This window comes from Labilithrix sp., from assembly GCA_019637155.1.
Taxonomy (GTDB): domain Bacteria; phylum Myxococcota_A; class Polyangia; order Polyangiales; family Polyangiaceae; genus Labilithrix.
Genome location: JAHBWE010000004.1, coordinates 165,556 through 178,152, shown reverse-complemented (window position 1 = coordinate 178,152; position 12,597 = coordinate 165,556). Strand labels below are relative to the sequence as shown.

The following is a 12,597-nucleotide window of genomic DNA, read 5'->3' as shown; positions in this document are numbered from 1 at the left end:
TCGGGCGTGCGCGTGCCGGTGACGACGACGGTGTTGGTGGGCTCGTCGGCGCGCGCGAGCGCCGGCGCGAACAGGAGCGCGCCGGCGATCGCGAAGCGGACGCGCAAGGTCCCCGCTACTTCGGGACTTCGAACGAGTGCTTCACCGACTGCGGCGAGCCTTGCCACGGGGTCGTCTTCTGACGCTTGAACTGCCCCGCGACGCAGTCACCGGTCGGCGTCCCCGCGTAGGGCGCGTCGATCGCGACCGACGTCACGCTGCCGTCGGGCGCGAAGGTCACCGTCGCGGTGCCGGGCCCCGTCACGCCGCCTTCCTTCTTGCAGAAGACGAGCACGCCGTTCGCCTGCGCGAGGCGCGAGCGCGCGGTGCCTTCGTTGAAGGCGTTCGGATCCGCGGGCGGGCCCGCGTCCTTCACCGCCGGGGTCGGGGTGGGCTGCGCCGGCGGCGGCGTCCACGGCTGACCGGGGTTCGGGTTCGCGGGCTGCGCGACCGCGGCGCCGTTGTTCGGGTCCGGCGCCGGATCCGTGTTCGCCGCTTGCGCGCCGGCGTCGACCTCGACCTCGGCGACCGCGCCCGCGTCCTCCTCCGCCGGCGGCGGCGGTGTCTCGTCGGGCTCGGCGGTCGGCGGCGGCTCGGCCGTCGCCGGGATGGGCGGGACCTCGACGGGGACCCCCGACGCCGAGGCCGACGCGACGGTGGGCGCCTTCGAGCCCAGACCGACGACGACCAGCGCGGCGCCCACGCCGCCGAGAACGAGCAAGCCGAAGATGATCCCGATGATGAGCCCCGCGCTGCTCTTCTTCGGGACCCCCGCCGGCGCGAGCGACGCGTCCGCGGCCATCGCCGGCTGCTGCCCGTACGGCTGCTGCTGCTGCGGCGGTTGCTGCCCATAGCCCCCCGGCTGCTGCATCGGCTGCATCGGCGGCTGCTGCATCGGCGGCTGCATCTGCGGCGGCGGTTGCTGCATCTGTTGCGGCGGAGGCTGCTGCATCTGTTGCGGCGGTTGCTGCATCTGTTGCGGCGGCGGTTGCTGCATCTGCGGAGGAGACGCCTGCATCTGCTGCGAAGGCGACTGCTGCATCGGCGGCGGTTGCTGCTGCATCTGTTGCGGCGGCGGTTGCTGCATCTGTTGCGGCGGCGGCCGCCCCGCCTGTTGCGGGGGCGGGGGGAGCGGACCGAAGCCGCCCTGCCCCGGCGCCATCATCAGCGTGCCGGCCATCGCCTGCGGAGCGCGGGCTTGCTGCTGCGGCGGCGGCGGCGGCGCGGGCTGCTGGGGATACGGCTGCGCCTGCGGGTGCTCGCCGGAGGGCGGATGCCCCGCCGCGGGCCGATTGTTCTGATTACCTTGCGACACTTTGGTCATCGTAACAGCCCCCGCGCCTCCGCGGAGTTCGACGTCGGCGAGGCCTCGCAGGACCTCCGCGGCCGGGGCGCCGACGCGCGTGACCTCGTCGCCCTCGTTCTCGTCCGCGAGCACGGGAAGCGCGCCGCCGGTCGGGGACGCGCCGATCCGCGTCGCCTCGTCGTAGCCGGCGTCCGCCCCGGGCGGCTCGGACGGAGGCGCGGCCGGCGCCGGCGCCTCGATGCGCGGAGCCGAGGGCGGAATCCCCCGTGGCTTCTGCGGGACGTTCGGCATGACGGCCCCCACCGGCACTGTCTTGTCCATCCGCTTCATTCCGGGACTCTTTCCTTGTCGCTGGGCGGGGGGCGCCATCCCCGTCTTCGTGCTTCGGGCGCCGGTCATGGGCATTCCGAGAGAGGGTGTCTCGAGGGCGGCCTGCGCGTGGCGCTCCTCGCTCGCCGCGCTCGTGGCGTGCTCGAGCGCGTTCCAGAACTCGCTCGCGCTCTGCCAGCGCTCGTTCGGCTTCACCTTCGTCGCGCGCGCGAAGATGAGCTCGATCTCGTCCTCGACCTCGATCCCGAGGCTGCGCGGCGTCGGGCGCGTCCGCGGATCGATCGCGCGCTGCGCGAACTCGCCGAGGTGCGTGCCGTCGTTGACGGCGCGATCGCGCAGCGACTCCATCAGGATGAGCGCGAACGAGTAGACGTCGGACGCGGCGGAGGTCTTGCCGATCGAGTCGTCGAACTGCTCCGGCGCGCCGTAAGCCGGCGCGAAGATGCGGATCTGGCCGACGGTCTGGTTGCGCTCGATGTTCAGCGACGAGTCGTCGAGGATCTTGGCGACCCCGAAATCGAGGATCTTCAGGCGCTGCCCCTGCGGGGTGTTCGCGAAGAAGAAGTTCCCCGGGTTGAGATCGCGATGGATGACGCCCTGCGCGTGCGCGTAGCCGAGCCCGTCCGCGGCGGAGGCGAAGACCTTCATCACCTCCCCGAGCGGCCGCCCTTGTTTTCCGACGGTGCGGCGGATCGTGAGCTCGTTCGCGAGCGAGCGCCCTTCCATCCATTCGAGCACCATGAACGGCACGAGCGCACCCATCGGCGACTGCCACGTGCCGCCCGCGATGCTGCGGACGATGTTGAGGTTGCCCTGCGACAGCCGGTAGAGGATGCGGCTCTCGTCGCGGAACCGCCGCTCGAACTGCTCGACGAGCTGAGGCTGCAGCGTCGGCGGGAGCTTGAGGCACTTCACCGCGATCGGCTCGTCGAGCCCGAGGTGGTAGCCGCGGTAGACGGCGCTGAAGCCGCCCTCGCCGACCAGACGATCGACCCGGAACTGGGAGTCGAGCACCTGGCCGATGATCCCGAACGGATCGACGGCTTGGTTCAGCACGGCCCTATCGGAGCACGGAAAACCCGGCTGATCGAGTTAGTCGGACTTGTTCCCGGACGTGTAGAGGGCGACCCGAAGGCCGAGCGAGAGCCAGTTGCGGTCCGACGGCTCGGAGCGCACCGCGTCGTACTCGAGATAGGGACCCACGGACGCATGTGCGCCGAGGAAGTCCACGAAGCGCCACTCATGGTGAACCCCGACTCCGACGAACGACTGGACGCCGTCGGACGTCGGGTACGGTCCATGGGCGCGGAGGGCGACCGCGCCGACCCCGACCTGCCCGTAGATCGCGAGGTCGGCGAGGCGTGGGACCGCATGAACGAGCGGGAAGAACTCGGCGCGGAGGCCGCCCGCGAGCGCGGTCGACTTCCACTGCGCGGTGTCCGCTTCGGAGATCGTGAACGAGGGACCGACGCTCACCCAGTCGGTCAAGGCGAGCATCGCGAAGAAGGAGGTCGACCACCCCACGAGGAGCGGCGTCTCCGAGTAGTAGTCGCGGTCGTTATAGAACTTCGCGTTGTTCGGGTACCCGCTCGCGCCGATGAGCCCGAGGCCGCCGGCCGCGCCGACGACGAGCCCGCCGCGCCGCTCGTGGACGACCGGCAGCGCCGCGACGTCGCCGGCCTCGGGCGTGACGGTGAGCGCGTCCGCCGACGCGACCGACGCCACGAACAGACTGCTTGCGGCGGCGGCCAGCGGTCCGAGCTTCACGGCGGCGTACCTTAGCCCAAACCGGGTAGACTGGGGACCGTGGACGTGGACGACGACGCATCGCAGTGGCTCCCTCCGCCCGGGGCGGTCGTCGCGTCGCGTTATCGCGTCGAGCGCGTCATCGGCGAGGGCGGCATGGGCGCCGTCGTCGCGGCGGAGCAGCTGCCGCTCGGCGGCAAGGTCGCGATCAAGTTCCTCCACCCGAAGCTCGCGAAGGACACCGAGAACCTCGAGCGCTTCGTCCGCGAGGCGAAGGCGGCGCTCCTCATCAAGAGCGAGCACGTCGTCCGCGTGGTCGACGTGGGGACCACCGAAGCGGGCCTGCCGTACATCGCGATGGACCTCCTCGAGGGCGCGGACCTCGGGCAGGTCCTCGCGAACGGCCCGCTCGCGAGCCAGCTCGCGGTCGACTGCGTCCTCCAGGCGGGCGAGGCGCTCGCGGAGGCGCACACGCAGGGCATCGTCCATCGCGACGTCAAGCCCGCGAACCTGTGGCTCTCCTACCATCGCGACGGCTCGCCGTTCGTGCGCGTCCTCGACTTCGGGATCTCCAAGCTCATGCCCGCGAGCCACGGAGCCGGCGACATCACGAGCACGCAGTCGTCGTTCGGCTCGCCCGCGTACATGTCGCCCGAGCAGATCCGGAGCGCCAAGCACGTCGACGCGCGCACCGACGTGTGGGCCCTCGCGGTGGTGCTCTACGAGCTGCTCGCGAAGGCGCTCCCGTTCCCTGCCAACAACGTCGCCGGCATCTTCGCGGCGGTGATCTCGGATCCCGTCCGCCCGCTCCACCACGCGCGCCCGGACGTGCCGCCCGAGATCGACCGCGCGATCCGCCTCTGCCTCGAGAAGGACCCGACCTTCCGCTGCTCGCTCGCGGAGCTCGCGGCCGGCCTCCGTCCGTTCGCAGGCCCCACCGGCCAGCTCGCGGCGGACCGCATCGCGCGCGCGGGCGCGCCGATCGCGAGCCTCCTCCCGCCGAAGGGCGCGCCGTCGAGCGAGGACCTCATCGCGCTCGGACGCACGGAGCCGGCGTCGAGCGCCGCGAAGCCGGCCTCCCGCATGCCGCTCTACCTCGGGGTCGGGCTCGGCACGTCGCTCGTGGTGCTCGCGGCGGCCTATGCCCTGACGCATCGCGCGCCGCCGCCGCCGGAGCCGCTCGCGGAGGCGCCGCCACTTCCGCCGGCCACCTCGGCGCCCGCGGTCGCGCCGCCGCCCGCGTCGCAAGCGCACGTCGAGCCGCCGCCGCCTCCTCCGGTCGCGTCGCAGGCGGCGAGCGCAGCCGCGCCGGCGGCGCGCACGAAGCTGACGACACGTCACCGGCCGCACCCGCCCGCCCCGGCGCCGGCTTCGAGCGCGCCCCCTTGGTCGCCCGAGCGTCACTGATGAAGCGCCGTCTCGTCGCGTCCGTGCTCCTCGTCTTCGCGCTGTTCGGCGGGACCGCACACGCCGACGCGACCGCGACCGCGGAGGAGCTGTTCCAGCACGCGAAGACGCTCATCTCCCAGGGCAAGTGGTCGGAGGCGTGCCCGCCCCTCGCCGAGAGCTACCGGCTCGATCCGGCCGGCGGCACGCTCCAGAACCTCGCCGTCTGCTACGAGACGACCGGGCGCTGGGCGAGCGCCGTCGCGCGCTTCGAGGAGCTCAAGACCATCTCGAAGACCTCGAACCCGCCGCGGCTCGATCGCATCAAGCTCGCGGACGAGCACCTCGCGAAGATCCGGTCGAAGGTCTCGCACCTCGTCTTCTCGCTGCCGGACGACGCCGAGGTCGAGATCGACGGCGTGACGTACCAGCGCGCGTCGTGGTCCCTCGGCATCGCGGTGGATCCGGGCCCGCACGACGTCGTCGTCCACGCGGTGGGCAAGAAGCCGTTCAAGACGTCGGTGACGACGCCGAGCGAGGCGACGGAGCAGAACGTCACCGTCACGCTCGAGGACCTCCCGCCCGCTCCGCCGGCGCCCACGCTCGCCGACGACCGCCACTCGAAGGAGGAGCAAGCGGCGAGGGACCGCGCCGAGTCCGCGCGTACGGCGCGCCGGAACGGCTACTTCATCGGCGGCGCGGGCCTCGCGCTCGTCGGCGGCGGCATGCTCTTCGGCGCCCTCGCGATGGGGAAGAACGACGAGGCGGAGCGGAGGTGCAGCGACGGCGCGACCGCGGACGACTTCAACAAGGACGGCCGCTGCATCAAGGGCTCGCCGACGTACAGGGACGCGAGGAACGAGCAGTCCGACGCGCGGCGGCTCGCGACGGTCTCCACGATCCTGACCGCCGCCGGCGTCGTCGGCCTCGGCGTCGGCGCCTACTTCGTGTTCGTCCGCGGGCGGACCACGGCGGCGACGCTGCGGCTCGGTCCCACCCTCGGCGGCGCCTTCGCGGAGGGCACGTTCTGAGATGAAAGCAGGCCGCGTCGCCTTCGCGCTCGCCTCGTTCGGCGCCGCCACGCTCGCATGTCACGCGATCATCGGAATCGGCGATCTCGGCGGAGATCCCGATCCCCCGGACGCGCGCGAGGCGGACGCGCCTCTCGATCCGTGCGTGAAGTACCGCGCGCGTGAGCGCCTGCGCTCGCCGGACGCGGAGCTGCCGGCCGAGGACGACGGCGGCGATCGCGACTACTACTTCGGCGCGCAGACCTTCTTCATCCGTCCCGACGCGGGGCTCGTCGGCTTCGACCTCGACGAACACTGCACCGGCATCGAAGGCTCGACGACGCGAGACGCGAGCTGCACGCTCCCGCCGAAGGCGAGCTCGGTCGTCGACGGTGACGGCGGGATCGACAACGCGTTCGCGCTCGCGCTCGCCGCGATCCCGCGCGCGGGCGACGATCCCGGCGCGACGCTGATGAACGAGAGCGTGAGCGCCGGCGGCGTCACCATCATCGTGCTCGGGCTGGAACGGGAGGGCGAAGGACGACCTCGTGAAGGTCTCGTTCCTGACCGGCGCGCGACGAGACTGCCGCGACGACGGCACGCCCTGCGACCGACTCCCGAGCTGGGACGGCAACGACCCCTGGGTCCTGCAGGACCCCGAGGAGATCAAGATCGCACAAGGGTTCGAGGGCACCGTCGACGACTGGGTCCTCCGCATCTCGCTCGAGCGGACGCTCAGCTTCGGGTTCGCCGGCGCGCGGATCGAGCTCTCGCGCGGCGTCTTCGTCGCCGACATCCAGAAGGTGGACGGCGGCGTCGGGCTCGTGAACGCCGTCGTCGCGGGCAGCTCCCCCGCCGAAAGCCTCCTCCACTTCGTCAACCGCGCCGAGTTCACCACCGGGTCGAAGATCTGCAACAGCAACTTCAGGCCCGTCGCCGAAGGAGTCGTCTGCTCCCTGCGCGACCTCCGCTCGGACATGACGAATGGTCCGTGCGACGCGCTCTCGCTCGCGTTCGGCTTCAGCGCCGTCCCGGTGACGCTGAGCGATGCGTCGCCGCCGCCGTTCGAAGAGGGGTGCGAGGGCATCGAAGCGTCGGTCTGCCCGTAGCTGTGCTAATCCGCTGCCCATGGCGGAAAAGGATCTCGCTCAGGTCGACCCGGAAATCGCGAAGCTCATCGAGGAGGAGAACCGGCGCGAGCACGAGTCGATGCGCCTCATCGCGAGCGAGAACTACGCGTCGCGCGCGGTGCAGGAGGCGACCGGCTCCGTCCTCACGAACAAGTACTCCGAGGGCTACGCGAAGAAGCGGTACTACGAAGGCCAGGCCGTCATCGATCAGGTCGAGGAGCTCGCGATCGCGCGCCTGAAGAAGCTCTTCGCCCCGAACGACGACTCCGTCCACGTCAACGTGCAGCCCTACTCCGGCTCGCCCGCGAACCTCGCGGTGTACCTCGCGTTCCTCCAGGCCGGCGACACGGTGATGGGCCTCGGCCTCCCCGCCGGCGGCCACCTCACGCACGGCCACACCGTCTCGATCACCGGCAAGTACTTCAAGAGCGTGCCTTACGGCGTGCGCCGCGAGGACCACCGCATCGACATGGACGAGGTGCGGAAGCTCGCGAAGGAGCACAAGCCGAAGCTCATCTGGGCCGGCACGACCGCGTACCCGCGCACGCTCGACTTCGCCGCGTTCCGCTCCATCGCGGACGAGGTCGGCGCCGTCCTCGCCGCGGACATCGCGCACATCGCCGGCCTCGTCGCGACCGGCGTGCACCCCTCGCCGATCGGCGTCGCCGACGTCGTCACCTCCACCACGCACAAGACCTTCCGCGGCCCGCGCGGCGGCATGATCTTCTGCAAGAAGGAGCACGCCACCGCGATCGACAAGGCGGTGTTCCCCGGCCTCCAGGGCGGCCCGCACAACCACACCACCGCGGGCATCGCGGTCGCCGCGCGCGAAGCGGCGACGCCCGAGTTCGTGCAATATGCAAAGAACGTCGTCGCGAACGCGAAGGTGCTCGCGGAGGACCTCCTCGCGCGCGGCTTCGGCGTGACGACGGGCGGCACCGACAACCACCTCATGCTCGTCGACCTCACGAGCAAGAACATCGCCGGCAAGCCGGCCGCGCAGGCGCTCGACCGCGCCGGCATCGTCGCCAACTACAACGCGGTCCCGTTCGATCCGCGCAAGCCCTTCGATCCGTCGGGCCTCCGCATCGGCACCCCCGCCGTGACGTCGCGCGGCATGGGCGTACCGGAGATGAAGAAGCTCGCCGAGTGGATCGACCGCGTCGTCGCGAAGGCGACCGACGAAGCGGTCATCAAGCAGGTCGCAGCCGAGGTGAAGGACCTCTGCGCAAAATTCCCCGCCCCCGGTCTTGTTTCATAGTCGAGAGGGCTCTGCCCTCTCGACGCTCTCCCGCCGGGGGATTCTTCGCGCGCGGGGCGCGCTACGACGCCCCCGGACCCCCGAGAGGGGGGGCCGACGACTTGACGTTCGCCGGGGGATTCTTCGCGCGCGGGGCTACGACGCCCCCGGACCCCCGAGAGGGGGGGGCCGACGACTTGACGTTCGCCGGGGGATTCTTCGCGCGCGGGGCTACGACGCCCCCGGACCCCCGAGAGGGGGGGCGACGACTTGACGTTCGCGGGCGCGGTCCGACGCCTCCGGACCCCCGAGGGGGCTTGGACTTTTTTGGTTCCCATCGGGTGGGAACGCGATTACGCGCCTGGGCGTATGCGGTCGGTCGTTCTCGCGCTCGTGCTTGCAGGGTGTTCGGCTGCGGGGGGGCGGAGCGAGGAGCCGGTGGGGACGACGCAGGTCACGGCCGCGCTCGTCGTGGCGAAGGCGGCGAAGGCGGCGCCGCGCGTCGCGGTCGCCGCGCCGGCGGTGGAGGCGCCGCAGCCCGAGCCGGCGGTCGCCGAGCCCGTCGCCTTCGACGCCCCGTTCACCGGCTTCGGCGCCGCGGGCTGCTCGTACCTCGCGCCGACGAGCGAGTTCATCGGCGCGGACGGTGCGATCGACGTCGTCTGGCACTTCCACGCCGGGCAGATGGCCGCCGCCGACATGAAGACGAGCGGCCTCCGCGCCGTGTTCGTGTCGTGCGGCTACGGCATCGGCAGCGGCGGCTACTCGAGCCGCTTCGAGGACCCGAACCGCTTCGGCGCGATGATGAAGAGCCTCACCCGCATGATCGCGGCGCGCACGAAGCGGAGCGACGTGCACCTCGGCCACCTCGCCCTCGCGTCGTGGAGCGCGGGCTTCGCGGCGGTCGGGCGCATCCTCTCCGTGCCGCAATGGTACGAGGCGACCGACGCGGTGCTGCTGTTCGACAGCTTGCATGCGCAATACATCGATCTCCCCGAGGACGCGAAGCTCAAGAACAAACCGGTCGCGGCGCGCGGCGCCGACCACGTCGACGTGAAGATGCTCCGCCGCTTCATCCGCTTCGCGACCGACGCGGCGGCGGGGAAGAAGACGATGGTCGTGACGCACTCATCGATCGTGCCGCCGGACTACGCGAGCACGTCCGAGGCTACGGCCGCGCTCATGCGCGAGGTCGGCGTGGCCACTAGAGAGACCAGCGCGCCGTTCGGGCTTCCGAACATGACCCCGAGCGTCACCGCCGACGAAGCCGGCCTGCACGTGCGTGGGTTCCGCGGCCAGGGGCCCCACGACCACTTCGATCACTTGCATCTGATCGGTGACGCGGTGAAGACCTGGCTCGTACCGCGCTGGTCCGGCGCTTATACTCCCGCGCGTGAGCGACACTGAAGAGGAGGCGAAGGCCTCGCCGGCGCCCGCCCGCTCCGATCCGCCGAAGGATCCGACCGGGATCGCGACGACGCAGACCTCCCTCATCAGCCCGCTCCAGGATCCCGTCGCGGTCGCCGCGCGCGCCGCCGAGCGCGCCGCGCTGAAGCGCACCGCGATCGGCATCGCGCCGCCCGCGATGGGCAGCAAGCAGCCGCCGAAGCTCGACACGATCACGGGCCACGGCACCGCGCCGCCGCCGGGAGCGAAGCCGCCGCCGAGGGTCGAGACGGTGAAGGTCGAGACGAAGGCGCTCCCCAAGAAGGCCGAGCCGGTGAGCCCGCCCGCGTCGGTGCGTCCGAGCCGCCCGCCGCCCGGCCTCCCCTCCGGCGGGAGCCGCCCGCCGCCTTCGAGCGTCTCGCCCGCGAGCAAGCCGCCCCTCTCCACGAGCAAGCCGAGCAAGCCGCCGATCGCGCCGAGCAGGCCGCCGATCGCGCCGAGCGGCCCGATGCCGGCGGCGAAGCCGGTGCCCTCGATGGACGATCCACCGCCGCCGTCGAAGCCGCTCGCGCCGCGGCGCCCGAGCGTCCCCGCCTCGCCGATCGCCGACACCGTCCTCGCGATGGAAGCGCCGAAGATCGGCGGCGACACCGCGAAGAGCTTCGCGCACGATCCCGCCAACGCGCCCGCTCCGCCCGCGGCGCCGGTCCCGAAGCTCGGCTCGACGCTCATCGGAACCGCGCCGCCGCCCGCGCCGCTGATGGGCCCATCGAAGATCGTCCCCCGCCGCCGCACCCCGGCGAAGGGGATCCCCGCCGCCGCGCCGATCGAAGACGCCGTCCCGACGAAGGAGCAGAGCCCGCGGATCACCCCCGCCGCCGGCACGCCGCCACTCCCACCCGACGTCCCGAAGCCGCCGATGATGACGACCTCGGTCGTCCCCGCGAAGCCGTCGATCGTGCCGCCCGTGATCCGCATCCCGGGCGCGGGGGCGATCCAGACGAAGCAAGACGGCACGCTCATCTGCGAGATCCTCCTCCGCTACGGCTCCGTCACGCAGGAGAAGATCGACGAAGCCCTCGCGATCCAGGAAGAGCGCGGCGGTCAGATCGGCCGCATCCTCGTCCAGCTCGGCGCGTGCAGCGAAGAGGCGATCGCGCGCGCGCTGATCGAGCAGCTGAAGACGCGCAAGGACGGCGGCTTCTACATCAGCGACATCTCGAACGCGGCGCGCGAGAAGAAGGACGTCGCCGGCCTCAAGGTGCTCACGCGGCCGACGCGCACCGTCGCCACGCTCCTCCTCACCGACCTCTTCTCGCTCCTCCTCGCCGCGATGCTCGCGACGAGCGTGCACTGGTTCCGCATCTACCACGAGGAGGGCCTCGATTGGACCTCGTGGCTCGTCGTCGGTCCGTCGGTCGTGCTCTGCATGCTCACGTTCCTCGGCCTCGAGCTCTACTCGCCGATGGCGAAGAGCACGCCGGACGAGATCCGCGACATCACCTTCGCGACGTCGCTCGTGCACCTCGGCGCGTCGGTCCTCTCCACCCTCGGCGATCTCCCGATCGTGAAGTGGGGCATCTTCGTCCGCACGGTCTGGTGGGTCGCGACGCTCTTCCTCGTCCCCGTCATCCGCGCGCTCGTGCGCAACTACTTCTCGGTCCAGCCGTGGTGGGGGATCCCCGTCGTCGTGCTCGGCGCGGCGAAGACGGGGCGCCTCGTCGTCCGCACGCTGAAGGCGCAGCCGCGCTCGGGCCTCAAGCCCGTCATGCTGCTCGACGACGACAAGAGCAAGTACGGCACCCTGCGCGCGAGCTTCACGAACGAGGTGATGGACGTCTACTCCGTCAACGTCACCTCCGCGCAGTTCCTCACCGAGGAGCAGCGCGCGGAGTACTCGAACGACATCTTCGGCGACGACTACGAGCTCACCGCGCCGATCAGCTCCGACCACATCCCGGTCGCGCCGATCGCGAACACGATGGAGGTCTCGGGCGATCCCGCGCGCGACCCCGCCTCGGTGAAGATCTCGACGAAGGACCCGAAGTCGGGCCCCGCGCGCCCCACCGGCGAGTTCTTCAACCCGGAGAGCCAGCGCCTCTCGCGCTCCCAGATCACGAAGGACGCCTCGCAGTTCCCGCGCGGCAAGTTCGCGGAGGTCGACGGCGTGCCGCTCGTCGGCGACCTGAACCTCGGCCCCGTCCTCGCGAAGCGCCTCAACATCCCGTACGCCGTCGTCGCGATGCCGGGCCTCTCCTCGCCCGACCTCCTCAAGATCATCGAGCGCGTCGGCGGCCACTTCACGCACCTGCTCATCATCCCGGACCTGTTCGGCCTCGCGTCGATGGGCGTCCCGGCGAAGAGCCTCGGCGGCATCCTCGGCGTCGAGGTCAGGCAGCAGCTCCTCCTCCCCGGCCCCCGCCTCGCGAAGCGCGTGATGGACACGGTGCTCACGACGCTGGGCGGCCTCTTCGTCGCGCCCTTCCTCCTCCTCATCGCCGCGCTCATCAAGCTCGACTCGAAGGGCCCCGTCTTCTACTCGCAGAACCGGCTCGGCAAGGACGGCTCGTACTTCAAGGCGTACAAGTTCCGCACGATGCACGGCGACGGCGAGGAGCGCCTCAAGGCGATCCTCGACAGCGACCCCGCCCTCCGCGCGGAGTACGACATCTATCACAAGCTCAAAAAGGACCCGCGCGTCACCCGCATCGGCCGCTTCCTCCGCAAGTTCAGCCTCGACGAGTTCCCGCAGCTCCTCAACGTCATCAAGGGCGACATGAGCCTCGTCGGCCCGCGCCCGTACATCGAGCGCGAGCTCACGGAGATGAACGGCCAGGAGAAGATCATCCTCCGCGCGCCGCCGGGCATGACCGGCATGTGGCAGGTCTCCGACCGCAACGCGACGAGCTTCGCGCAGCGCTGCCAGATCGACGTCTACTACGTCCGCAACTGGAGCCCCTGGCTCGACATCCACATCCTCGCGAAGACCTTCGGCGTCGTCATCAAGGGCTCGGGCGTGTGAGC

Annotated in this window: 9 protein-coding genes; 6 read left to right on the top strand and 3 right to left on the bottom strand. The window is 71.3% G+C overall.

Annotated features, from left to right (window positions below; translation table 11 throughout):
• Nucleotides 1-115: 115 nt before the first annotated feature.
• Together KF837_09370 and KF837_09365 are read right to left on the bottom strand one after the other, a co-directional pair.
• Nucleotides 116-2,731: a protein kinase gene (locus KF837_09370; GenBank protein ID MBX3227513.1), complete on the bottom strand. Its 2,616-nt coding sequence runs from the start codon at nucleotides 2,729-2,731 to the stop codon at nucleotides 116-118.
• A gap of 36 nt (nucleotides 2,732-2,767) precedes the next feature.
• Complete coding sequence (locus tag KF837_09365) at nucleotides 2,768-3,442, bottom strand: hypothetical protein (protein ID MBX3227512.1); 675 nt, start codon at nucleotides 3,440-3,442, stop codon at nucleotides 2,768-2,770.
• A gap of 45 nt (nucleotides 3,443-3,487) precedes the next feature.
• On the opposite strand from KF837_09365, the gene KF837_09360 reads away from it, so the two are divergent.
• Both KF837_09360 and KF837_09355 read left to right on the top strand, forming a co-directional pair.
• Nucleotides 3,488-4,828 (top strand): serine/threonine protein kinase, encoded by a 1,341-nt coding sequence (locus KF837_09360; GenBank protein MBX3227511.1) that lies wholly within the window; start codon nucleotides 3,488-3,490, stop codon nucleotides 4,826-4,828.
• Complete coding sequence (locus tag KF837_09355) at nucleotides 4,828-5,838, top strand: hypothetical protein (GenBank protein ID MBX3227510.1); 1,011 nt, start codon at nucleotides 4,828-4,830, stop codon at nucleotides 5,836-5,838. The genes KF837_09360 and KF837_09355 overlap by 1 nt, the downstream gene beginning before the upstream one ends.
• Nucleotides 5,839-6,063: 225 nt before the next feature.
• Here KF837_09355 and KF837_09350 read toward each other — a convergent pair whose 3' ends face one another.
• A complete protein-coding gene (locus tag KF837_09350) occupies nucleotides 6,064-6,327 on the bottom strand; it encodes a hypothetical protein (GenBank protein ID MBX3227509.1) in 264 nt (87 codons plus the stop codon).
• A 38-nt stretch (nucleotides 6,328-6,365) separates the two neighbouring features.
• On the opposite strand from KF837_09350, the gene KF837_09345 reads away from it, so the two are divergent.
• The 4 genes from KF837_09345 to KF837_09330 all read left to right on the top strand — a co-directional run bounded on the left by KF837_09345 (nucleotide 6,366) and on the right by KF837_09330 (nucleotide 12,595).
• On the top strand, nucleotides 6,366-6,926 hold the full coding sequence (locus KF837_09345) for a hypothetical protein (protein ID MBX3227508.1): 561 nt from the start codon (nucleotides 6,366-6,368) through the stop codon (nucleotides 6,924-6,926).
• Nucleotides 6,927-6,945: 19 nt separating this feature from the next.
• Nucleotides 6,946-8,208 carry a serine hydroxymethyltransferase gene (locus KF837_09340; protein ID MBX3227507.1) on the top strand — a complete coding sequence of 421 codons (1,263 nt, stop codon included), beginning with the start codon at nucleotides 6,946-6,948 and terminating at the stop codon, nucleotides 8,206-8,208.
• Nucleotides 8,209-8,556: 348 nt separating this feature from the next.
• Nucleotides 8,557-9,594 (top strand): hypothetical protein, encoded by a 1,038-nt coding sequence (locus KF837_09335; GenBank protein ID MBX3227506.1) that lies wholly within the window; start codon nucleotides 8,557-8,559, stop codon nucleotides 9,592-9,594.
• Entirely contained in the window at nucleotides 9,581-12,595 is a 3,015-nt protein-coding gene (locus KF837_09330) for a sugar transferase (GenBank protein MBX3227505.1), read from the top strand. Before KF837_09335 ends, KF837_09330 begins: the two co-directional genes overlap by 14 nt.
• The last annotated feature ends 2 nt before the right edge of the window (nucleotides 12,596-12,597 follow it).

Excerpts from the sequence above, each read along its gene's own strand:
- KF837_09355 (MBX3227510.1), top strand. The coding sequence starts at position 4,828 with ATGAAGCGCCGTCTCGTCGCGTCCGTGCTCCTCGTCTTCGCGCTGTTC.
- KF837_09350 (MBX3227509.1), bottom strand. The coding sequence starts at position 6,327 with ATGATGGTGACGCCGCCGGCGCTCACGCTCTCGTTCATCAGCGTCGCG.
- KF837_09340 (MBX3227507.1), top strand. The coding sequence starts at position 6,946 with ATGGCGGAAAAGGATCTCGCTCAGGTCGACCCGGAAATCGCGAAGCTC.
- KF837_09335 (MBX3227506.1), top strand. The coding sequence starts at position 8,557 with ATGCGGTCGGTCGTTCTCGCGCTCGTGCTTGCAGGGTGTTCGGCTGCG.